19 protein-coding genes are annotated in these 21,660 nt (G+C 73.3%); 13 read left to right on the plus strand and 6 right to left on the minus strand.

Annotated elements, in window-relative coordinates:
• Nucleotides 1-34 precede the first annotated feature (34 nt).
• From AB0K03_RS13120 to AB0K03_RS13130, 3 genes are all read right to left on the minus strand, one after another.
• The gene (locus tag AB0K03_RS13120; RefSeq protein WP_364683848.1) at nucleotides 35-1,426 is read right to left on the minus strand and encodes a glycosyltransferase; all 1,392 of its coding nucleotides are present in this window, start codon (nucleotides 1,424-1,426) and stop codon (nucleotides 35-37) included.
• Nucleotides 1,423-2,388: a glycosyltransferase gene (locus AB0K03_RS13125; protein ID WP_364683850.1), complete on the minus strand. Its 966-nt coding sequence runs from the start codon at nucleotides 2,386-2,388 to the stop codon at nucleotides 1,423-1,425. The genes AB0K03_RS13120 and AB0K03_RS13125 overlap by 4 nt, the downstream gene beginning before the upstream one ends.
• A gap of 81 nt (nucleotides 2,389-2,469) precedes the next feature.
• Nucleotides 2,470-3,411 (minus strand): glycosyltransferase family 2 protein, encoded by a 942-nt coding sequence (locus tag AB0K03_RS13130; RefSeq protein ID WP_364683852.1) that lies wholly within the window; start codon nucleotides 3,409-3,411, stop codon nucleotides 2,470-2,472.
• 572 nt (nucleotides 3,412-3,983) lie between these two features.
• Between AB0K03_RS13130 and AB0K03_RS13135 the strand changes: the two genes are divergently transcribed.
• The 6 genes from AB0K03_RS13135 to AB0K03_RS13160 all read left to right on the plus strand — a co-directional run bounded on the left by AB0K03_RS13135 (nucleotide 3,984) and on the right by AB0K03_RS13160 (nucleotide 8,895).
• The gene (locus AB0K03_RS13135; RefSeq protein ID WP_364683854.1) at nucleotides 3,984-4,124 is read left to right on the plus strand and encodes a hypothetical protein; all 141 of its coding nucleotides are present in this window, start codon (nucleotides 3,984-3,986) and stop codon (nucleotides 4,122-4,124) included.
• Nucleotides 4,125-4,292: 168 nt separating this feature from the next.
• Complete coding sequence (locus AB0K03_RS13140; protein WP_364683856.1) at nucleotides 4,293-5,246, plus strand: sulfotransferase; 954 nt, start codon at nucleotides 4,293-4,295, stop codon at nucleotides 5,244-5,246.
• Nucleotides 5,247-5,307: 61 nt separating this feature from the next.
• A complete protein-coding gene (locus tag AB0K03_RS13145) occupies nucleotides 5,308-6,222 on the plus strand; it encodes a hypothetical protein (RefSeq protein WP_364683858.1) in 915 nt (304 codons plus the stop codon).
• 446 nt (nucleotides 6,223-6,668) lie between these two features.
• Nucleotides 6,669-7,019, plus strand: coding sequence for an S-adenosylmethionine decarboxylase (locus tag AB0K03_RS13150; RefSeq protein WP_364683859.1), 351 nt, complete (start codon nucleotides 6,669-6,671; stop codon nucleotides 7,017-7,019).
• A 4-nt stretch (nucleotides 7,020-7,023) separates the two neighbouring features.
• Complete coding sequence (locus tag AB0K03_RS13155) at nucleotides 7,024-7,812, plus strand: hypothetical protein (protein ID WP_364683861.1); 789 nt, start codon at nucleotides 7,024-7,026, stop codon at nucleotides 7,810-7,812.
• Nucleotides 7,813-7,920: 108 nt separating this feature from the next.
• Nucleotides 7,921-8,895 (plus strand): serine/threonine-protein kinase, encoded by a 975-nt coding sequence (locus tag AB0K03_RS13160; RefSeq protein ID WP_364683863.1) that lies wholly within the window; start codon nucleotides 7,921-7,923, stop codon nucleotides 8,893-8,895.
• Between the two features lie 63 nt (nucleotides 8,896-8,958).
• Here the strand turns inward: AB0K03_RS13160 and AB0K03_RS13165 are convergent, their stop codons facing one another.
• The gene (locus AB0K03_RS13165) at nucleotides 8,959-9,828 is read right to left on the minus strand and encodes a universal stress protein (protein ID WP_364683865.1); all 870 of its coding nucleotides are present in this window, start codon (nucleotides 9,826-9,828) and stop codon (nucleotides 8,959-8,961) included.
• Complete coding sequence (locus AB0K03_RS13170; protein ID WP_364683867.1) at nucleotides 9,825-11,285, minus strand: amino acid permease; 1,461 nt, start codon at nucleotides 11,283-11,285, stop codon at nucleotides 9,825-9,827. Before AB0K03_RS13170 ends, AB0K03_RS13165 begins: the two co-directional genes overlap by 4 nt.
• A gap of 242 nt (nucleotides 11,286-11,527) precedes the next feature.
• Between AB0K03_RS13170 and AB0K03_RS13175 the strand changes: the two genes are divergently transcribed.
• From AB0K03_RS13175 to AB0K03_RS13200, 6 genes are read left to right on the plus strand one after another with little or no spacing between them, the layout of a single operon-like run.
• Nucleotides 11,528-11,878 (plus strand): STAS domain-containing protein, encoded by a 351-nt coding sequence (locus AB0K03_RS13175; protein ID WP_364683869.1) that lies wholly within the window; start codon nucleotides 11,528-11,530, stop codon nucleotides 11,876-11,878.
• A 17-nt stretch (nucleotides 11,879-11,895) separates the two neighbouring features.
• Nucleotides 11,896-12,888: an alpha/beta hydrolase-fold protein gene (locus AB0K03_RS13180; RefSeq protein ID WP_364683871.1), complete on the plus strand. Its 993-nt coding sequence runs from the start codon at nucleotides 11,896-11,898 to the stop codon at nucleotides 12,886-12,888.
• A 12-nt stretch (nucleotides 12,889-12,900) separates the two neighbouring features.
• Complete coding sequence (locus AB0K03_RS13185) at nucleotides 12,901-14,136, plus strand: hypothetical protein (RefSeq protein WP_364683873.1); 1,236 nt, start codon at nucleotides 12,901-12,903, stop codon at nucleotides 14,134-14,136.
• Between the two features lie 52 nt (nucleotides 14,137-14,188).
• Nucleotides 14,189-14,686, plus strand: a complete 498-nt coding sequence (locus AB0K03_RS13190; RefSeq protein ID WP_364683875.1) for a DUF5990 family protein — start codon at nucleotides 14,189-14,191, stop codon at nucleotides 14,684-14,686.
• Nucleotides 14,683-17,889 carry a DEAD/DEAH box helicase gene (locus AB0K03_RS13195; RefSeq protein ID WP_364683876.1) on the plus strand — a complete coding sequence of 1,069 codons (3,207 nt, stop codon included), beginning with the start codon at nucleotides 14,683-14,685 and terminating at the stop codon, nucleotides 17,887-17,889. The genes AB0K03_RS13190 and AB0K03_RS13195 overlap by 4 nt, the downstream gene beginning before the upstream one ends.
• Complete coding sequence (locus AB0K03_RS13200; protein ID WP_364683878.1) at nucleotides 17,882-18,634, plus strand: hypothetical protein; 753 nt, start codon at nucleotides 17,882-17,884, stop codon at nucleotides 18,632-18,634. Before AB0K03_RS13195 ends, AB0K03_RS13200 begins: the two co-directional genes overlap by 8 nt.
• Nucleotides 18,635-18,647: 13 nt before the next feature.
• Here the strand turns inward: AB0K03_RS13200 and AB0K03_RS13205 are convergent, their stop codons facing one another.
• Nucleotides 18,648-19,595 (minus strand): RICIN domain-containing protein, encoded by a 948-nt coding sequence (locus AB0K03_RS13205; protein ID WP_364683880.1) that lies wholly within the window; start codon nucleotides 19,593-19,595, stop codon nucleotides 18,648-18,650.
• A gap of 214 nt (nucleotides 19,596-19,809) precedes the next feature.
• Between AB0K03_RS13205 and AB0K03_RS13210 the strand changes: the two genes are divergently transcribed.
• A complete protein-coding gene (locus AB0K03_RS13210; protein ID WP_364683882.1) occupies nucleotides 19,810-21,648 on the plus strand; it encodes an alpha/beta fold hydrolase in 1,839 nt (612 codons plus the stop codon).
• Nucleotides 21,649-21,660 lie beyond the last annotated feature (12 nt).

Here is a 21,660-nt window from a genome sequence, read left to right on the forward strand (position 1 = left end):
GGCGGCTGTCCGGGGAACGGCGGAGTCAGCACGATCAGCGGCCGCTCCGGACCTTCGCCCGGGCGGCGCGACGGCCTTTGAGGTAGGCGCGCGGTCCCGCCAGCATGCCGCGCCGGTTGGCGGTCAGCAGCTCCCGGGGGAAGTCCTCGCGCAGGGTCGACACCCGCAGGCTGTCCTTGCTCGTCAGGTCGCGCAGCGCGCCCGGCGCCAGCCGCAGCAGTGGCCACAGCAGGCCGGGGCGCTTCATCAGCAGGCTCGTGTACGCGGCGGTGAGGCCGGCGCCGTACCCGACCATCTGCTTGTGCAGGCCCTCGAAGTCACGCCGGTGGTAGTGGTGCGTCACCGCGGTGGGCTGGTAGACGATCGTGCCACCACCGACCAGCACCTGGGTGAACGCGAGCGTGTCCTCGGAGCCCATGGCCGGGGTGCCGGCGCCCAGCGCGGTGTCCCAGCCGCCGATCCGCTCGATGACACCCGGGCGGAACGTCATGTTGGCGCCCGTGCCGAACGGCGGCAGCGGGTACAGCGGGCTCTGCCGGTGCGCGGTGGCCGGGCTGAACACGTCCGGCGTGAAGCCGCGGCCCTTGCTGTGCCCGCCGAACTGCTCGAACCACAGCTGCGCCTGCGTCTCCAGCTCGGCCGGGACGATCACGCCGGAGACCACGTCGGCCTCCGGGTGGTCGGCCAGCGCGCGGGCGATCTCGGCGAGCCAGTTCGGGTCGGCGTACTCGTCGTCGTCGATCCAGGCCAGGATCTCGCCGGGCGCCGCGGCCACGGCCGCGTTGCGGGCGAAGGAGAGGCCGGCCTTGGGCTCCATCAGGTAGGTGACCGGGCCGCGGCGGGCCGCCGAGCGGACCACCTCGGCGGTCGCGTCGGTCGCCGGGGCGTTGTCCACGACCAGCACGCGGAAGTCCGGGTACGCCTGCGCGAGCAGGCTGTCGAGGCAGCGGGCGAGCGCGCCGGGCCGCTCCCGGGTGCAGATCACCACGGTGATCGGCGGGGCGTCGGCGAGCACCTCGCGGCGGCGGGCCAGGAACGCCGGCTCGGCCGCCGGCGTGATGCCGTCGATCGGCAGCGCGGACAGGCCCAGCCCGGCCAGACGCGGCGCCAGCACGGCGCCCAGCTCGGCCCCGATCGCCGCCGCCAGGTCGGCGGGGCGCAGGCCCTGCTCCGGTACGTCGGTCAGCACGGTGCCCAGCGGCTCGGTGAAGAGACGGACGAGCACCCACGCCTGCTGGACGCGCCGGCCGTCCGGGGCCACGGCGGCCACCGCGGGCAGCGCCTCGGCGAGGTCGACGTCGAGCACGGTGGCGGGCAGCACCGCGCCGCTGGGCTCGAAGGCCGGGGCGGTGATCAGCTCGTCGGCCCGCGGGGCCGGCTCCCACACCTTGCCGTTCACGCCGGCTCCGTTCACTCCTGCGGTCATCGGGTCGCTCCCACCGTCTCGGGGCGGCGCTCCGTGCGCCGCGCGGCCACCGTCTCCACGACGCCGCCCCATCCGGCGGCGGCGACGCCGGCGAGCACGCCGCCGGCCTTGAGGGCGTGCTGCAGGCCCCGGCCGCGGCTCGCGGCGGCGAGGTTGCGGACCACGGCCTTCGGCAGCGAGCGCAGGTAGTCGCGCTCGGAACCGAGGCTCTGCGAGCCGTCGAGCAGGCCGGCCATCGCGACCTTGCCGCGGCCCTCGGCGTAGCAGCGGCGCAGGAACCAGCCGAAGGTCGACCGGATCCGGGGTACCTCGTGGCGGATGACGGCCTCGGGCACGTACATCCAGTGGCCGCCGGCGAGGGCGCTCATCCGCAGGCACAGCTCGGTGTCCTCGGGCCGGTTCTGGCTGCCGAGCTTGCCGAAGCCGGTCCGGAAGCCGCCCACCGCGAGGAACGTGTCGCGCCGGACCACCATGCCGGCGGACCACACGTTGCGGACCCGGCTCGTCGTGGTGGGCAGGCCGGCGTACGAACCGCCGACGGCCCACAGGAATTCCTCGGGCATCCACCGGGGCTCCGGGCCCTCCCACGCCGGCGCGATGCCGCCGCCGGCGCCGACCACCTTCGGGTCCGCGAAGGGCGCGACGACGCTGCCGAGCCAGTCCGGGCCCATCACCACGTCGTCGTCGAGGAACGCGATCAGCGACGTGGAGGTGTGGAAGGCGCCGGTGTTGCGGTTGCCGGAGACGCCCTGGTCGTACAGGTTCTCCAGGACGGTCACGCCGCCGAGGTCACGGCGGGCGCGCCGGTACAGCGCGGGGTTGTGGTCGACCACGACGACGATCTCGGCGGGGGTGTAGGTCTGCGACCTGGCCGCCGCGACGGTCCGGACGAGCGACGCCCAGCGCTGCTCGGTGTGGGTCGGGATGACGATGCTGACGGCGGGACGGGGGGTGGGTTCCACGGGGGTGCTCCTGGGGCGGGGTGGGGCGGCGGGGCCGTACGGTCGGGGCCGGCGGGCGGGAGTGGTCCCGCCGGGGGAGCGTCAGTCCTCGCCGACGGTGCGGGCCCGCAGCGCCTTGACGTCCTCGGTGCGCCGGGCGCCGGACTCGTCGCGGCGCAGGCCGCGGTTGAGGTGGGCGACGTGCTGGCGCGGGTCGGTGGCCGGGGACACGGCGGCGGCCGGGGCCCGGTTGACGACCTTGTTCAGCGCGTGCGCCGGCGCGGTGTTCGCAGCCGGGCGCTGGTGGACGATCACGCCGGACGCGCCGGCGGGGTTGCGGCGCTGACGGCGCATCCGCCCGTACTCGCTGAAGATGGTGCGCAGCACGCGGAAGCCGTCGCGGAACGTGTTGAGGTTGCTCTGGCCGTGGATGCGGGCGTGCTCGACGCTGCCGACCTCGCCGACCCGCATGCCGTCCGCGGCGGCCCGGATGTTGATCATCGTCTCGATCTCGAACCCGTCGCCCCACAGCTTGGAGCCGTCGGTCGGGCGCGGCAGCGTGGTGTCCGGCAGGTCGAGCACCGGCACGACCCGGCGCCAGAAGGCGTTGTAGCCGTAGCACAGGTCGGTGAACCGGGTCCCGAACAACACGTTGACCACCAGGTTGAGCCCGTCGTTGCCGAGCTTGCGCAGCTTGGTGATGTCGTGGCTGTGCCCGCCCTTGGAAAACCGCGAGCCCTTGACGAAGTCGGCGCCGGCCGTCAGCTGGGCGACGAAGAGCGGGATCTCGGCCGGGTCGGTCGAGCCGTCCGCGTCGATCATCACGATGATGTCGCCGGTGCAGGCCGCGAAGCCGCAGGCCAGCGCGTTGCCCTTGCCGGTACGCGTCTGCTGCACGATCACCACGTCCGAGCGCAGCGACCGGGCCACCTCGACGGTGCGGTCCACGGAGCCGCCGTCCACCACGATCACCTCGTCGATCCCGTCCGGGAGCTTGGCGAAGACGTGCGGCAGATTCCGCTCCTCGTTCAGGGTGGGAATCACGACGCTTACGGTCGGTGACGACTCGCCGTTACTCGGCGTGTTGCCGGGGGTCGCGGAATGCTGCATGTCGGTCCCTTCAGGGTGGCGGAGGCGACTGTCATCGTCGATTTCCGGGGGCAGAAATGCGGGTCGCTCGCTACTGCCGACAAATCTAGCAACACGCTACGTAGCGTCAACTAACCAAAGGGCCAGGGTGACGATATCCATGCGGTGAACCCCGGCCAGACGTATGAACAGGCACTATGCACTCGGGTAACAAGATCGCCCATCCGCCCCACCCGTCACAGCTGGTAACGGACAGTAAGGCATGTGGAGGCGGAGAAAGGCCGAGGCGGCGCAATTCGGCGGTCCGGAACCGTCGGTGACAGGAACATGGCGAAATTCGAGATGTCCGACTTATCGCAGTGATCCACCTCACTCAGCGTAGTTTCACGCAGCGTGATGGCCGGGTTGCAGGATGGTTGTTTCGGCGTGGCGGCGGCCGGCCGGGGCGTCGATGCCTACGCTGATCGGCATGACCAGCCGCCGGCCCGTCCACCGTCCCGCACGTCATCGGCACGGTGCGTGATTCGGTGACAACCCAGAAAGCGGTGTGTGTCTGCGGCCATGACCGCGGCGCCCACGAGCACTACCGCGGCGGCACGGAGTGCGCGCTGTGCGGCCCCGAGGTCTGCCCGCGCTTCCGTCGCCGTACGTGGTGGCGCCGCCGCTGAGCGCGCGTCCGGCCGGGCTGCCGGCGGTATGGGTCGCGCCGAGGTGGGTACAGCGAGTCCGCAGGGTGGACGACAGGTCGCGAATACCTACTAGATCTGTAGGCTAAGTTCCACTTCGCGGGGCGCCGCGCCGGGCACGGGGCCCCGGCTCCGTACGAGGAGGACACCATGCCGCTCCCCGACTTCCTGATCGCCGGCGTGCCCAAGGCCGGGACGACTGCGCTGCACGCCGCGCTGGTCCGGCATCCCGGGCTCTTCCTGCCCGCGGTCAAGGAACCCAAGTACTTCCTCACCGACGGCCGCCCGCCCGCCGCGGGCGGACCGGGCGACGTGCAGACCTATCAGGAGCACGTCTGGCGCCGCGCCGACTACGAGGCCCTGTTCGACCCGGCGCCGCCCGGCGCGCTGCTGGGCGAGGCCACGCCCTTCTACCTGTACGACCCCGCCACCCACGAGCGCATCCACGCGCTGATCCCGGACGTCCGCCTCATCCTGCTGCTGCGCGACCCCGTCGACCGGGCCCACTCGAACTGGACCCACCTGTGGAACGCCAGGCTCGAGCCGGAGGCCGACTTCCTCACCGCCTGCCGCGCCGAGGAGGAGCGCAAGACGGCCGGGTGGGCGGATTTCTGGCACTACATCAGCCTCGGCCGGTACGGCCGCCAGGTGCAGCGCCTCTTCAAGGTGTTCGCGCGCGAGCAGGTGCTGCTGCTGCGCTACCGCGAGCTGAAGGACTCGCCCGCGGCCGCCCTCGACCGGGTCTGCGACTTCCTCGGTGTGCGGACCGGCGTGGTGAGCAGCATCCCCCGGGAGAACGTGAGCCGCCACGTGGTCGAGGACACGCGGGTCAACGCGGTGCTCCGCGGGCTGCTGCGCGCCGGCGGCGCGTTCGGGCACCGGTTCCCCGTACCGCTGCGGCGGGCGGCCCGCGGGCCGTTGCTCACCATGCTGCACCGCAAGCGGGGTGCCCGGCCGGTCACCACTCCCGCCGAGCGGGCCGCGCTGCTGCCGCTCTTCGCCGACGACATCGCCCTGTTGCAGGACGTGACGGGGGAGCGCTACGACGACTGGCTGTCGGTGGACCGACACGCCAAGACCTCCCAATCCCTATCCGGCCCATAGGTGGAGCAAACTTGGGCGGACACCCTTCGCTGTGCCGCCGTCGCCACGAAACGGAGCCGCCTTGTCCATCGGAACTCAGACGCTGCCGCTGCCACGCTGGGAGGAGTCGGTCGTGGTGGTCGAGCCGCCCGGTGACGAACCGGGAGCATGGGCCGGCGCGCCCTCCACGATCGTCGCCGACGGTGACATCTATCTCGCCTACCGCCTGCGCCTGCCGATCGGCGAGGGCCGCGGCATCTCCAACGTCGTGGCCCGCTCCCACGACGGCGTGACCTTCACCGTGGTGGCCACCGTGGACAAGGACCGGTTCGGCGCCGAGTCGCTGGAGCGGCCGGCGCTCGTGCGCACGCCCGAGGGCCGGTGGCGTCTCTACGTCAGCGCCGCCACCCCGGGCACCAAGCACTGGCGGGTCGATCTGCTCGAGGCCGACACCCCGGAGGGGCTCGCCACCGCGCCCGCCCGCACGGTGCTCGCCGGCGACGAGACCGCCGGCGTCAAGGACCCGGTCCTGCACCACGACGAGCACGGCTGGCACCTGTGGGCCTCCGTACACCCGCTGGAGTCTTGGGACGACGCGGACCGGATGACCACGGAGTACGCAACCAGCCCCGACGGCATCCACTGGACCTGGCGCGGCACCGCCCTCGCCGGCCGCCCCGGCGCCTGGGACGCCCGCGGGGTCCGGATCTCGTCGGTGTCGGTCGAGGGCGACACGATCCTGGCGGCGTACGACGGGCGTGCCACGGCGGGGGAGAACTGGGAGGAGCGCACCGGGGTGGCCCACGGCGCGCGCCTGCCCGACGGCAGCTTCGGCGAGCTCACCGCCGAGGAGGGCGAGCCGCTGGGCAGCCCGCACCCGCCGTACGGCCTGCGCTACCTGAGCCTGGTCGCCCTGCCGGACGGCCGGCGCCGGCTGTACTACGAGGCGACCCGGGCGGACGGCGCCCACGACCTGCGCACCGAGGTCGCGTACTGACGCCGCGGGCGGCGCCGGCCGGGTGAGAGCGGTCACCCGGTGTACCCCCGGGCGCCGCACGGTGATCGACTTCCCCTAGCGTCGACAGCGAAACGCCCGGTCCTCCGGTGCCGCCCGCACAAACGGCGATGCAGAGCGAGTGACCGCCCATGGCGGAGCCCGTCCCACAAGGATGAGCTCCGCCATGTTTGCTTTCCGGCCCTCCCTAGACACTCTCTGTGATGTGACACGTCAGTACGCTCTGTGCTGGACGCGTGGAGTGACCCAGTCCACAATGCCGGTTTTGCGCCATGGTCTGGGGGTCGATGCCCGAATTCCTGGGGCCGCTGGGTCGGATGGGACGGCGCCGGGCGAGCTCGCAAAACGGCCGGATTGACGCTGAGTTAGCAATAGCTACATTTGGGGCACAGCACCGCTGACTCCCCGTGTTCGTCGAAAGGCTCCCGATGCTCGACTTCAAGGACCTCGCCCCGACCATCACCCGCCAGCGCATGGTCGTCGAGGGGTACCCCACGTTCGTGATCACCGACGAGCACATCAAGGACTACCTGCGCCGGCTCTCCGACGTGACGGACATGATCACGCTCATCGAGCCGGTGACCCACGTGAGCGAGCTGTACGGCTGGGCCGGCTGGATCCACTGGGAGACCTCGGGCGCCCACTTCTACTCGTGGGAGCGTCCGCTGTCCTTCTTCAGCGTCGACATCTACACCTGCAAGCCGTTCGACCCGCAGACGGTCCTCGACTTCACCCGGGAGTACTTCCGGACCACCGAGATCGTCGCGAAGGAGTTCTGAGCAGATGGCGCGCTACGACCTCGGCCCCGGCGCCGCCGCCCGGTCCGTCGCCGGCTTCCTCGCCGGCCTCCCCGCGGACCGGCTGCCGCGGGACGGCCGCTTCCTGGCCGTGTTCGTGCCGGACGGCGACCCGCTCGCCGACGTCGCCCGGCACGTCGAGCGGACCGTCTTCGAGGCGGCGTTCGGCAACGACGAGGCCGTGATGACCGCCGAGTACGCGCCGTACGAGCGGGACAGCCTCTTCGTCCTCGTGATCGACCGGGAGCGGGCCGTCCCCGCCGGCGCCGCCCGGATCATCGACGGCCGCGGCAAGACGCTGGACGACGCTCCCCGCTTCATCGGCGTGGACGCGGCCGGGATCGCTGCCGCGCACGGGCTCGGCACCGGCCGCATCTGGGACTGCGCGGTGGCGGCCGTGCTGCCGGAATACCGCGGGGACCGCTCGGGGCTCGAGGTCAGCAGCCTGCTCTACCGCACGTACCTGATCGGCGGGGCGCAGGCCGGCGTCGTGCACTCGACCTCCATGCTGGACCGGGGGGCGTACCGCAACCTCGCGATGCTCGGCGTGCCGATGCTCCCGCTGGCCGGCTCGCAGCCGTTCCCGTACCTCGGTTCGCCCGAGAACTACGCCGTGTACCTGCACTTCCCGGACATCGTCGCGTCGGTCGCGGCGCGGGCCCGCGAGCTGGCCGGCGTCGACACGCCGCAGGCCCGCGCGGGCGCGCTGGCGTCGCACATGGTGGCCACCGGCGAGGGCATCGACGACCGCATCCTGCTCGCCGTCCGGCTCTGAGCCGCGCGGCGATACCGAACCGTGGCGTTTTGGCTGCCGGAGGCCGGGGTACCGCCCTGGAACCGAAGCGCGGGCAGCGCTGGTGCGAGCAACGACTGGGGGTGACCGATGCGGACACTGGGCGGGCGCTACCAGCTCGAACAGCGCATCGGAATCGGCGGCATGTCGGAGGTCTGGCGCGGGCACGACCGCGTGCTCGACCGGCCGGTCGCCGTCAAGATCATGGCGCCGGCCCTCGAGGGCACGCTCGGCGACAGCAGCGTCGACCTGGTCCGCACCGAGGCCCGGTCCGCGGCGCGGCTCGCCCACCCCAACGTCGCCGGGGTGCACGACTTCGGCACGTCACCCTCGCCCGGGCGCGAGGTCCCGTACATCGTCATGGAGCTGGTGAACGGGCAGACGCTCAGCGAGCACCTCGCCGCGGGCGAACTCGACTGGCGCATCGCCGTACGCGTCTGCGCCGAGGTCGCGGCCGCCCTGGCCGCCGCCCACGCCGAGCAGGTCGTGCACCGCGACATCAAGCCGGCCAACATCATGCTGACGCCCTCGGGGGCGAAGGTCCTCGACTTCGGCATCGCGGCCGCCGCCGGCAGCCACGACCCGGACCCCGACGGCCCGGTCATGGGTACGCCCGCCTACGTCGCCCCGGAACGGTTCGAGGGCCTGCCCGCGACCCCGGCGTCCGACATGTACTCCCTCGGCGTGCTGCTCTACCACTGCCTCTCGGGCCGCCTGCCGTGGCGCGCCGAGTCGGGCACCGCCCTCGTGCACGCCCAGCGCTACGACCACCCCGACCCGCTGCCCGAGATCCCCGGCCTGGCCCCCGAGGTCCTCGACCTCTGCTCCCGCTGCCTCGACCGCGACCCCGCCGAACGCCCGACCGCGCTGGTCGCGGCGCTGCTGCTGGCCGAGGCCGTGGACGCCCGCGTCTACGTCCCGCTGATGGACCTCGGCATGCGCACACCGCGGCCGTCGGCGGTCTCACCCTGGGACGAACGCGCCGCCGAGGCGCCGACGGACGTGGCGATGCCGTTCGAGGACGACACCTACCAGGACGTCCCCGGCGGCCGTCACCGCGCCTGATCACGCTCAGCCGCGACGAGATCGTGCGCTTCGCGGCCGGGGTGCACGTGGCCGGCTGACCGGTCAGCCGCTGCGGGGGACCACGATGACCGGGCGGCGGGCGCGGCGCACCAGGCGGGCCGAGACGCCGCCGAGCAGGACGCGCCGGGCCGGGCCGTAGCCGCGGGAGCCGCAGAACAGTACGTCCACGCCGGTCAGTTCGCTCAGCTGGTCGACCACGTCGCCGGTGAGGATCTCCCAGTCCACGCCGGTGTCCTTGACCGAGTCCGCCGCACGGGAGAGGGCCTGCTCGTACGTCTCCCGGGCCGTGTCGAGGAAGGCGTGTTCGGAATCCTGCCCGACCAGGAACGGCAGCGTCGCGTCGGCGTCGGCCACGACCGTGTAGAGCCGCAGCGGGGTGCCCGTACGGGCGCCGAGCCGGGCCGCCGTCTCGAGGGCGGCCCGGCCGTCCGGGGTGTCGACGTACGCGACGCCGATGCGGCCCAGGGCGCCCGGTGGGATCTCCATGCCGGAGGGCGCCACGGCGACCGGGCACATGCTGCCGGCCAGGAGCCGGTCGGCGGTGCTGCCCGCGAAGAGCCGGTGCCGCGGGCCGGAGCGGCCCGAGCCGACCACGATGGTCTCGGCGCTCAGCTCCTCGGCGAGGTCGTGCAGGCCGTGCGCGGCCGACGTGGACGACACCATGCGGTAGTGCACGTCGGCGTCCGAGCCGGCCAGGACCGCGCGGGCGTCGTCGAGGACCGCCTCGGCCGCGTGGTGCCGGTCCGCCACCCATTCGGCGTCCACCCGGCCCGACCCGAGGGCGGAAGGTGCCGGGTGCACCACCGTCACGACCAGCGGCGCGCCGAGCACCGACGCGGCCCACCGGCCCAGCACGAGGGCGTCGTGGCCCGACTCGCCGCCGTCCACGCCCACGATCACCGGCGCGGTCACGGCTGCTCACCGTCCTTGACCCAGCTGGGCGTGCCGGAGCCGTCGCCCCGGCGCAGCCGCGAGTTGCGGTAGCCGTACAGGAAATAGATCGCCATGCCGATGATCAGCCAGACCACGAACCGGATCCAGGTGTCGACCGGCAGGTCGGACATCAGGTAGACCGCGAAGGCGACGCCGATGATCGGCAGCACCGGCGACCACGGCACCCGGTACGGCCGGGGCATCTCCGGCCGGGTCCGGCGCAGGATGACCACGCCGATGTTGACCAGCACGAACGCGAACAGCGTGCCGATGTTGACGAGCTTCACGATCTCGGAGAGCGGCACCAGCGCCGCCAGGATCGCGATGAGTACGCCCAGGATGATGGTGAGCCGGGCCGGGGTGCCGTACCGCTGGTTCACCGAGGCCAGGCGGCGCGGTAGCAGGCCGTCGCGGCACATGGCGAAGAAGATGCGGGTCTGGCCGTACATGATGACCAGGACGACGCTGGTGATGGCGACGACCGCGCCGAGCGCGAGCACCGCCGCGGCCCAGCCGATGCCGGCGCCCTGGTCCAGGGCCGCCGCGAGCGGGGCGTCGCTGCTCTCCAGTTGCTGCGGGTTGGCGACGCCGATCGCGCCGACCGCGGTCAGCACGTAGAAGAGCGTGCAGATCAGCAGCGACCCGATGATCGCCAGCGGCAGGTCCTTCGCCGGGTTGCGGGCCTCCTCGCTGCCGGTCGAGACCGCGTCGAAGCCGATGTACGCGAAGAAGATGATCGCCGCCGCCGCGGTCACCCCGTCGATGCCGTCCGGGGCGAACGGCTGGAAGTTGCCGGTGCCGAAGTTGATGAACGCCACCACGATGAAGAACAGCAGGACGCTCAGCTTCACGGCCACCATGACGAGGTTGACCCGGGCGCTCTCGGTGACGCCGCGGCACAGCAGCAGGGTGATCGCCAGGACGATGAAGACCGCCGGCAGGTTGAAGACGCCGCCGTCCTCGGGGGACTTGGCGATCGCGTCCGGCAGCGTGTAGCCGAACGCCGCGTCCAGGAACGCGTTGAGGTTTCCGCCCCAGCCGACCGCGATCGCGGCCACCGAGACGCCGTACTCCAGGATCAGGTCCCACCCGATGATCCACGCGACGATCTCGCCGAGCGTGGCGTACGTGTAGGTGTAGGCGCTGCCCGAGACCGGGATCGACGACGCCAGCTCGGCGTAGGACAGCGCCGAGAACGCGCAGGCCACGGCGGCCATGACGAACGACAGGATCACCGCCGGCCCGGCCACCCCGGCGCCCTCGCCGATGACGACGAAGATACCGGTGCCGATGATGGCCCCGACGCCCATCGCGGTCAGCTGGAGCGGGCCGACCGCCTTCTTCAGCCCGTGCCCCTCCTCGGCCGTCTCGGTGATGAGGGACCGGACGTCCCGGATGGCGAAGACCCCCGGTCGCTGACTGGAACTGGTTGCCATGAATCGCCCCCTCCACGTGCCGACCACCGCTGCCACACTCGCGTTCACCTGCGCCGGGCCGCAAGATGATCTGCGTTATCTGGCGAGTTTGGTCGCTGCGGTTGCCGAACCGGCGTGGCGATGGGTGATCGTCACCGGACTGTGTGTCCGCCCTGCGTCGGCTTTGGTGCGGCAACCTGCGAGGTGGGCCCACGGCGATGTACCGTGAGGCCGACGGGCAGCGACTTGTACAGGCGGTAGGCATGGGCGAGGCCGTGATGACCACCCGGCGCCAGGCGGACGGCGCCATGGTGGTCGACGTGCGCGGAACGCTGGACGCCGCCACCGTCGACGCGCTGCGCGAGGCGCTGGTGAGCACGCTGCACGGCAGCCGGCCGGTCACCATGATCGTCGACCTGACCTTCGTCACCTTCATGGACTCCATGGGCGTCGGCGCGCTGGTCGCCGGGTACAACGCGGCCCGCGAGACCGGCACCCGCTTCGTGCTGCGCAACCCCAGCGAGTTCGTGCACCGCCAGCTGCGCGTCACCGGTCTCGCCGACATGTTCGGCCTGCCGGCCGCGGCGCCGGGACCGCAGACGTACACCCCCTGAGCGGTTATGGTTCCGGCATGGAACCGTCCGCCGGGTCGTGGTGCGGGACCACCGAGGTCTGCTTCCGGCTGCGCGACCCCGACCACCGGCTGACATCCGTACGGCTGGAGTCCGGCGTCGTGCACGGCGACCTCGGCTACCGCGAGGACACGCGCACGTGGGAGCTGCGGCTGCCCCGCCCGCCGGTGCACCGCATCGAGTACAAACTCGCGCTCGGCCACCCCGACGGCAGCGCCGAGACCGGCGCCGACTCGGTGCTGTGCTGCCCCGGCTACACCGAGCCGGAATGGTCGCACCTGCCGGCCGCCGAGGGGCAGTGGCGCGACCTCTACCTGCCGCTGCCGGCCGTGCGCGGCGAGATGGCCGCCCGCATCTGGTCGCCGGCCGAGCCCACGGACCGGGTCCTGGTCGCGCACGACGGACCCGACTTCCACCGGTACGGCGAGCTCGGCCACTACACCGCCGCGATGATCGAAGCGGGGCGGGTCCCGCCGTACCACCTGGTGCTGCTGCCCGCGGGTGACCGGCTCGAGTGGTATTCGGCGAGCCCCGCGTACGCCCGGACCCTCACCCACGACGTGCTCCCGGCGCTCGCCGCCGAGCTGGGCACCGACCGGCCCGTGATCGGCGCCGGCGCCAGCCTCGGCGCGCTGGCCATGCTGCACGCCCAGCGCCGGCATCCGGCGGGCTTCGCCGGCCTGCTCCTGCACTCCGGCAGCTTCTTCCGGCCGCGGCACGACCGCCAGGAGTCGGGCTTCCGCCGCTACCTGCGCATCGTGCGCTTCACCGGCCGGGTCGTGCGCGACCGCGAAGGCCCCGGCGTGCCGATCGCCATGACCTGCGGCACCGTGGAGGAGAACCTCGCCAACAACCGCGAGATGGCGCGTGCATTGGCGGATCAAGGGTATGCCGTGGACTTCGCCGAGGTACTGGACGCGCACAACTGGACCGCCTGGCGGGACGCCCTCGATCCGCATCTGACCGCGCTGCTGCAGAAGGTGTTCAACTAGGAGGAGGCGCCAATGGCCGACGTCGAGCACACCATCGGACTTCTGCTGGGAACCGAGGACGACTGGCCGCGGGCGTACGAGGCGCTGCTGCGCCGCGTCGGCGTGCTCACCGACGACGCCGGGCGCACCCACCGCACCCGCAGCGTGCGGGTCACCATCGAACCCTTCAACCTGCGCTACCGCCCGCAGCACGACCTGGTCATCGACCGGCTCGCGTACTGGTACTACCACCCGCGCGAATGGCTCAAGAAGGCCGCGCTGATGGACGACGTGTACCTGCTGAACAGCCCGTTCACCTTCCAGTCGATGGAGAAGCACGCCGCGTACTGCGCGATGATCCGCCTCGGGCTCAAGGTGCCGGAGACGGTCCTCGTGCCGTTCAAGAACCCCCTCGACAACTCGCGGTACGCCTACACCTCGTCGCGCTACAACCAGCCGTTCGACCTCGAGGCGCTGGCCGAGAGCATCGGCTACCCCATCTTCATGAAGCCGTACGACGGCGGCGCCTGGGTCGGCGTTTCCAAGATCCGCAACGCGGCCGAGCTGCACGCGGCGTACGACGCCTCCGGCGAGCGGCTCATGCACCTGCAGGCGGCGGTCGAGGACTACGACGTCTTCGCCCGGTCGCTGACCATCGGCCCGGAGACGATGGTCATGAAGTTCCGGCCCGAGCTGCCCATGCACGAGCGCTACGCGGTCGACCACAACTTCCTCGGCGAACGCGTCGGCGACGAGGTCGTGACCATCTCCCGCCTGGTCAACGCCTTCTTCCGCTGGGAGTTCAACTCCTGCGAGTCGCTGGTCAAGGGCGACGACGTACACCCCATCGACTACGCCAACGCGTGCCCCGACGTCGCCGTGACCTCGCTGCACTACTACTTCCCGTGGGCGATGGCGGCCCTGCTGCGCTGGACGGTCTTCTGCGTGGTCGCCGACCGCAAACCCCGCCTCGACATGGACTCGGCCGCATACTTCGCCATCGGCGACGACGCCGCCATACCGTACGAGGAGAAGCTGCGGCTCTACCGCGGTCTCGCCGACGACTACTTCGAGACGGAGAAGTACGAGGAATTCTGCGAGAAGCACCTGTCACACATCGACGAGATGGTGCACGGGTGGATCGGGTCGCCGGAGTTCCGGTCGCTGCTGACCGAGACGGTGCGCTCGATGTACCCGCCGCACGAGCACGAGAAGTTCCTCGGGCACTTCGGGGGCCTCATCGACGCCTGGCTCCGCGACAACGCCTGAGCCCCGGCGGCGCGCGGCGGAAAGTGTCGGGGGGTCGGCCTAGAGTTCAGGCGTGCAGATCCGGATCGAGGGCAGCGACCTGCCCGGGCGGCGCGGCGGGGCCGAGGCCGACGCCCTGCGGCGCGGCAACGTGCACGTCGGCGTCCAGCGCCGCGCCGGGGCCGGCCTCCGGCGGCGCGGCACCGTGGACGTCGGCGTGCAGCGCCGCGCCGAGGTCGTCGACCGGTTCCCCGCCGACGCGGCCCGCGCGACGTGGGAGTTCGAGGTGGCCGGCCGTGAGGTCGACGGCCTGCTCGACGTCGGCGGGCCGTATGTGCACGGCCGTCCCGGCGCCCGCTTCCTCTACCTGAGCTGGGGCGCGGTCGACGGCGAGACGTTCGCCGTGTTCCGGCGCGCCAAGCTGCTCTTCGGCGACGTGCCGACGGAGGTGCTGCGCGCCGCGTACGAGGGCGCGGGTCCGCTGGTCGGACAGCTCGGCCTGACCGGCGCCGACGGTGGGCCGCGGTGTGCGCGGGTGCGGCCTCCCGACATCGCCTGGCAGGTCGGATGACCGTCCTGCACGGCTTCGTCACACGCGACGGCAGCCTCGCGCTGTGGGGCGAGACCGACCAGCCCGGCGCGGCGGGCTCCGGCGTGGCGGCCAGTGACCCGCCGAGGGCCGGCGGCGCGGGCTCCGGTTCGGGGGGCCGCGGTTCCGGCCGACGTGACCCGGTAAACCGCGGGGCTCACCCGTTCGCCTTCGCACCGGCCGGGGAACCGCGCGCCTCGGCTCTGCTGCTGCCGTCGACCTCCGCCGGGCCGCTGCCGTCGCCGGCGCTGGGACTGCCGCCTCGGCGTGGCACCCCCAAGCTCCAGCCGTGGGTGGTGCCCGCGGTGGTCGTGCCGTGGGTGACGACCGACCTCGCCGACGAGATCGGTGCCCGGGCGGCGCCCTCGCTGACGTACCTCGCCGAGCTCTGCGCGTTCGCCGCCGACCTGGTCGCGCGCGGGCGGGTGCTGCCCGCGGTGCTCACCGAGGGGCCGCGGCCGCGTGCCGTCTGGCGGCCGGTGCTCAGCGGAATGGACGGCGCCCGCCATGCGGAGCTGCTCGCGCGCATGCCGCCGGCGTGCCGGGCCGAACGCGCGCGCCCCGGGGAGGTCGACGGTCTGCCGGCCGCGGACACCCTGCACGCGGCGCTCCACCACCTGGTCGACGGGCTGGTCCGCACCCGGCTGGCCGAGTCGGGGGTCACCCTCGGCGGGGCGCTCTGGCTGACCGCCCTCACCGCCGACGGTCCGGTTCCGGACCTCGGTGCCGATGCCGGCGCCGACCCCGCCGCGGGTCCGGATGGCGCCGGCCGCGATCCGGGCGTCCGTGCCGGCGGATCACCTCGGGGATCGCGGCATCCATCAGCGCGTCCGCGTCTCGCCGGCCGAGGGGTCCCCGCCGACGGCCGTCCGGGGGAGTTCGCCGCGCGCCCCGGTGAGCTGGACGTGCTCGCCGAGGCCCTCGACTCCTGGCACGCCGACGCCACCAGCGGGACCGCCGTGCGGGTCGTGTTCCGGCTCAGCCACCTGCACGAGGTCGAGCCGGACGAGCCCGACGCCACCGGCGACCCCGAGCCGGTCGATCAGCCGCAGGACGCCTGGCTGCTGGAGTTTCTCCTGCAACCGCTCGACGAACCCAGCCTGCTCGTCCCCGCCGCCGACGTCTGGCGGGACGCCGCCGCGCCGTTGCGGCGGTGGACGCACCGGCCGCAGGAGCGGCTCATCGCCGGGCTGGGGCGGGCCGCCCGGTTGTTCGGCGACCTGGAGGCCGCGTTGCGGGTCGCGCGGCCCGCCGACCTCGTGCTCGGCACCGAGGCGGCGCACCGCTTCCTCAGCCATGCCGCACTGCTCGAGCAGGCCGGGTACGGCGTTCTCCTCCCGGCCTGGTGGCGGGAGCCGCAGCGGCTCGGGCTCGCCTTGGACGTGCGCAGCTCCGAGGCCGCCGCGCCCGTCCTGCGGGACGAGGCGGCCGACTTGAATACGATCGTGTCGTACAACTGGGGGCTGGCGCTGGGCGGGCGGGTGCTCACCGAGGACGAGCTGGCCGTGCTGGCGCGGGTGAAGGTGCCGCTGGTGCGGATGCGGGGACGCTGGGTGCATCTCGATCCGGAGCGGTTGCGGGCCGGGCTGGAGTTCCTCCGGCGCGGCGGCGGGACGATGACCGCCGGGGACGCGCTGCGGCTGGTGCGGTTGCTGCCGCCCGAGGAGATGCCCCTGCCGGTCGCCGAGGTCCGGGGCCACGGGTGGGTGGCGGAGCTGCTGTCCGGCCGGCTGGGGGAGCGGCTGGAACTGCGGGAACCACCCGCGGACCTTCTCGCTGTGCTGCGGCCGTACCAGAAAAGGGGTTTCTCCTGGCTGGCCTTCCTCGACGGCCTGGGGCTGGGCGCCTGCCTGGCCGACGACATGGGTCTCGGCAAGACCGTGCAGCTGCTCGCCCTGCTGGCGCACTGGCGGAGCGGGCCGACGCTGCTCGTCTGTCCGCTGTCCGTGCTGGGGAACTGGCAGCGGGAGGCCGCGCGGTTCGCGCCGGCGTTGCGGGTGCGGGTGCTGCACGGCGCCGACCGGCCCGATCCGGCCGGGCTCGCCGACGGGGCCGACGTCGTGCTGACCACGTACGCGACGGCCACGCGGGATGCGGACGCGCTCGCGGCCGTGCAGTGGGACCGGGTGGTGCTCGACGAGGCGCAGCACATCAAGAACAGCGCGAGCGGGGCCGCGCGGGCGGTGCGGCGGTTCCCGGCGCGGAACCGGTTCGCGCTCACCGGTACGCCCGTGGAGAACCGGCTCGCCGAGCTGTGGTCCATCCTCGACTTCCTCAACCCGGGCCTGCTGGGCAGCGCCCACACGTTCCGCAACCGGTACGCCGTGCCGATCGAGCGGTACGGCGACGAGGACGCCGCCGCCCGGCTGCGCCACGCCACCCGGCCGTTCCTGCTGCGCCGGGTCAAGGCCGACCCGGCCGTGATCAGCGACCTGCCCGACAAGCGGCACGTGCGGCACCTGTGCGGGCTTACCGCCGAGCAGGCCACCCTGTACCGGGCCGTGCTGGACGACATGATGCTGCGGCTGAAGGAGACCACGGAGACCCGCCGCAAGGGCATCGTGCTGGCCGGCATGACCAAGCTCAAACAGGTGTGCAACCATCCCGCCCAGCTGCTGGGCGACGGGTCGCCGCTGCCCGGGCGCTCCGGGAAGCTGGAACGGCTGGAGGAGATCCTCGACGCCGCCCTGGCCGGCGGGGAGAGCGCGCTGTGCTTCACGCAGTTCACGCGGTTCGCTTCGGTGCTGGTGCCGCACCTGGCCGCGCGGTTCGGCGTACCGGTGCGGTATCTGCACGGCGGCACGCCGCGCGGGGCGCGTGACGAGATGGTGGCGTCGTTCCAGGCCGACCGCCGGCCCGGGATCTTCGTCCTCTCGCTCAAGGCCGGAGGGACCGGGCTCAACCTGACCGCCGCCAGCCACGTCGTGCACGTCGACCGGTGGTGGAACCCGGCGACCGAGGCGCAGGCCACCGACCGGGCGTTCCGCATCGGCCAGCGTCGCGACGTCAGCGTGCACACGCTGGTCTGCCTGGGCACGCTCGAGGAACGCATCGACCGGCTGATCGCGGACAAGGGCGTGCTCGCCGAACGGGTCGTCGGCAACGGCGAGGGCTGGCTGACCACGCTGAGCACCGACGAGCTGCGCGACCTCACCCGCCTGGACCCGGAGGCCGTCGGTGACTGACCGGTTCTCCACCCCGTTCGTGGCGATGTTCGAGGCGCTGCGCATGGCCCCCACGTTCGCCCGGGGCCGCCGCGACGCCCGCGCGGGGCACGTCCGCAGCCTGTCGATCTCCAGCAGCCTGGTCACCGCGCACGTCCGCGGCCCCGACGACACCCACGCGTTCCGCTCCCGCATCGCGGTCCGCGCGTTCGGTGCCGCCGAATGGTCGCGGGTCGAGGACGACCTCGCCGCCCAGGCCCGCTACGTCGCGGACCTGCTCGCCGGGCGCATGCCCGACGACATCGAGGAGGTCTTCCGGCGGGCCGGGCTCACGCTGCTGCCGCTCGCCCTCGACGAGGTCGCGATGGACTGCACCTGCGAACGCTGGCCGATGCCCTGCATCCACCTCGCCGCGACCTGTTACGCGCTCGCCGACTCGTTCGAGACCGACCCGTTCGGCGTCTTCGCCTGGCGCGGCCGCGGCCGCGACGAGCTCCTGACCCGCCTCAGCCGGCTCCGCGGCGCCGCGGCGCACGAGGCCCCCGCGGCCGAGGTGCCACCCGAGCACCGTTCGGCGGCGCTCGGCGAGATCGACGACTTCTGGGGAACGGGTACGCCGGGAGCACCGCCTCCGCCGCAACCGGTGGGCCGGCCGGATCTGCTGCTCGACCAGCTGGACACGCCACCGCTGCGGTACGGCGGGGTGTCGCTCACCGAGATCCTGCGGCCGGCCTATCTGGCGTTGCCACCGGATGAAGGGCGCTGAGGCCGCGGCTGGGTCAGGGAAGGCGCCAGTGCTGGCCGGTCGTACCCGTGCAGCCGGTGGCCTCCGACCACGCGCCCGGGCGACTGCCGTTCTCCGGGTCGGTGAGGCAGTGCCCGGTGGCGAGGTTGACCAGGGTCTGGCCGGGCCCGGCCCGCCACTGCGCCGCCCGCCGCCCGTCGCATTCCGTGACGTGCACCCCGCCGTCCGCCACGGCCTGCGCGCACATCCCCATGACGCGCAGCGTGCCGTCGGTGGCGAGCGTCCACACCTGCGCGGCGGTGCGGTTGCACTCGTACACCTGGATGTGGTTGCCCTCGATCGGGATGGCGCCGTTGAGGTCGAGGCAGAGGCCGCCGGCGCCGGTGACCGTGCCGGTGCGGGCGCTGCCGGGCGCGGGTGACAGCGTCGCCGCCGGGCTGGACACGAGCGGGTTCGGTGCCGGCTCGGCGGGTGCGGAGGCGACCGGCGGGCTTGTCGCCGCGGTCGCGGCGCTGCTCGGGGCCGCCGCCGGGCGGCCGGCGGCGGCGGACGTGCGCCGGGCGGGACCGGCGGGCGCCTCGCCGCGGGTCGGCGGGCTGCTCACCGTGGGGGACGCCGCAGCCGCAGCCGACGCCGGGTACGGCGGCAGGCTCACGTCGACGATCGCCTGCGGGGTCGCGCCCGGCCGCGGGCGCAGCACCGAGTACAGACCGAACGCCGCCACGGCGACGACGAGGAGCGCGACGGCGGCGACCAGGCCGATCACCCGGCGGCGGCGTCGAGGAGCACCGGGGGTGGCCGGCGCCGGCGCGCCCGGACCAGGGACGGGGCCGATGCGAGGTGCCGGCTCGGCCGCGGTCTCCGGCCAGGTCTCGGCCGAGGCGTGCGGGTCCGGCGCGGCGGGACCGCCGAGGATGTACGGGCGGACCAGCAGCGGCTCGCCGTCCCTAGCCTGCCGCGCGCTGTCGTCCGTGTCCGCCATTCCCGCCCAACTGCCCCGTGCCGACGATGATCTCCCGGCACGGTACCCGCTGCGTGGCCCCGGCACTCCACCCACCGACCCGGGCGGCGGGTGGCCTGTCTTCGAAAGGACCCGGGCCTGCCTCCGGGAGTAATCGGGGTGCGGACCCGGGTGCTCCTTGGGCGGACGTCCGGATTGCCGACTTGCAGGGCACCTGCCCTCGGAAGGCTCTCGAATGCCGCTTCCTCTTCGCCTGTTCACCGCCGGCGCCGCCGGACTCGCCCTCGCCACCTGCGCTGTGGTCCCGGCGTCGGCAGCCGTCCCGCGCCGTGCGGCGGCGACCGGATCCGCCTCGGCCGCGCTGCGCCGGACGGCCGCGACCGCGCCGGCGTCCGCGGCCGCGCGCCGGGCTACGACCGCGCCGGCTTCAGCGGCCGCGCGCCCGGCCACGACCGGGTCCGCCGAGGCGCGCCGGGTCGGTCGTGTCGCGACGCCGAAACTGCGCTGGTACGCCTGCTACGGCTGGGCCCAGTGCGCCACCGCCGAGGTCCCGCTCGACTACGACCACCCGTACGGCGAACAGACCACGCTCGCGCTGCTCCGGGTCCGGGCCAAGGACCGCAAGCACCGGATCGGCAGCCTGTTCGTCAACCCGGGCGGCCCCGGCGCGTCCGCCACCTCGTTCGCGCTGATGTCGCCCATGGTGCTCAGCGACTCGCTGCTGCGGCGCTTCGACATCGTGGGCATGGACCCGCGGGGGATCGGCGCCAGCGACCCGGTCAGCTGCTTCACCGACCCGGGCCGGCAGGCCGCCGCGCTCAAGGGCATGAACGTCGCGTTCCCGGTGGGGGCGAAGGAGACGGCCGCGTACCTGCGGAGCGCGCGGAAGCTGGCGACCGGGTGCTCGACCACCGGCCGGTCCCTGGCCGGGGCGATGTCGACCGCCGAGGTCGCGCGCGACATGGACGTGATGCGCCGGGCCGTGGGCGACAAGAAGCTCAGCTACCTCGGCTTCAGCTACGGAACCGCGCTCGGTCAGTACTACGCGGCCATGTTCCCGGACCGGTTCCGGGCCATCGCGGTCGACGGCGTGATCAACCCGCGGTCGTGGGCGGGCACGGCGCAGACCCAGCACGTCATCCAGGACGAGCGGCTGCACTCGGCCGAGGGCGCGGAGCGGGCGCTGCACCGGATCCTCACCCTCTGCGACCGGGCCGGCGAGACGAAGTGCGAGTTCGCCGCCGGCGACCCCGTGCGGCGGTTCGGGATCCTGACGCGGCGCCTGCAGGCGAAGCCGGTCACGGTCGAGGGCACGAAGATCACGTACGCGGCCCTGATCGGCGAGGTGCTCGGCGCGCTCTACGGCGACGACGCCGCGGAGCAGGTGACCGCCATGGCGAGCGACCTGTGGACGCTGACGTCGGCGCATCCGTCCGGCGGGGCCGCGGCCGCCGCCACGTCCTCGCTGCTGCGGCGGTTCGGCCGGGGCTTCCCGTACGACAACTCGGTCGACGCGTACGCCTCCGTCATGTGCACCGACGGCCTGCACCCCGCGCACGCCGGGTCCTGGCCGGCGAAGGTCGCGAAGGCCACGAAGCGCGCGCCGTACTTCGGCCCGGCCTGGGCGTGGGCGAGCGCGCCGTGCGCCCGTGACACCTGGACCGTGCGCGACGAGGACGCGTGGACCGGCCCGTTCGACCGGCCGACGCGGAACACCGTGCTGGTGGTCGGCAGCTACTGGGATCCGGCCACGAACTACTACCAGGCGGTGAGCTCCTCCCGGCTGCTCGGCAACGCCCGCCTGCTCAGCAGCGACAACTTCGGGCACACCGCGTACGGGACCTCGGCCTGCGTGACCGCGGCGACGGACCGGTACCTGCTGGCGAAGACCCTGCCCGCGGCCGGGACGGTGTGCCGGGCGGAGCAGCCGTTCACCGGGCCGCTGACCGACGTCACCGAAGCGGCCGCGGGGTTCGACCTCGCCACCGCCACGAAGGCGGAGATCGTCGAGCATGGCCTGCCCGCCGAGGGGGCCGTCAAGCAGCGGCCGCCCGTGGGACACGGGCCGTTCTGATCGGATGTCCCG

The organism is Actinoplanes sp. NPDC049316, from assembly GCF_040677315.1.
Lineage (GTDB): Bacteria > Actinomycetota > Actinomycetes > Mycobacteriales > Micromonosporaceae > Actinoplanes.

Bases quoted from the DNA above. Each gene is read 5' to 3' on its own strand.
- AB0K03_RS13185 (WP_364683873.1), top strand. From the start codon at position 12,901: ATGGCCGACGTCGAGCACACCATCGGACTTCTGCTGGGAACCGAGGAC.
- AB0K03_RS13175 (WP_364683869.1), top strand. From the start codon at position 11,528: ATGGGCGAGGCCGTGATGACCACCCGGCGCCAGGCGGACGGCGCCATG.
- AB0K03_RS13140 (WP_364683856.1), top strand. From the start codon at position 4,293: ATGCCGCTCCCCGACTTCCTGATCGCCGGCGTGCCCAAGGCCGGGACG.
- AB0K03_RS13180 (WP_364683871.1), top strand. From the start codon at position 11,896: ATGGAACCGTCCGCCGGGTCGTGGTGCGGGACCACCGAGGTCTGCTTC.
- AB0K03_RS13195 (WP_364683876.1), top strand. From the start codon at position 14,683: ATGACCGTCCTGCACGGCTTCGTCACACGCGACGGCAGCCTCGCGCTG.
- AB0K03_RS13120 (WP_364683848.1), bottom strand. From the start codon at position 1,426: ATGACCGCAGGAGTGAACGGAGCCGGCGTGAACGGCAAGGTGTGGGAG.
- AB0K03_RS13210 (WP_364683882.1), top strand. From the start codon at position 19,810: ATGCCGCTTCCTCTTCGCCTGTTCACCGCCGGCGCCGCCGGACTCGCC.
- AB0K03_RS13160 (WP_364683863.1), top strand. From the start codon at position 7,921: ATGCGGACACTGGGCGGGCGCTACCAGCTCGAACAGCGCATCGGAATC.
- AB0K03_RS13205 (WP_364683880.1), bottom strand. From the start codon at position 19,595: ATGGCGGACACGGACGACAGCGCGCGGCAGGCTAGGGACGGCGAGCCG.
- AB0K03_RS13170 (WP_364683867.1), bottom strand. From the start codon at position 11,285: ATGGCAACCAGTTCCAGTCAGCGACCGGGGGTCTTCGCCATCCGGGAC.
- AB0K03_RS13150 (WP_364683859.1), top strand. From the start codon at position 6,669: ATGCTCGACTTCAAGGACCTCGCCCCGACCATCACCCGCCAGCGCATG.
- AB0K03_RS13155 (WP_364683861.1), top strand. From the start codon at position 7,024: ATGGCGCGCTACGACCTCGGCCCCGGCGCCGCCGCCCGGTCCGTCGCC.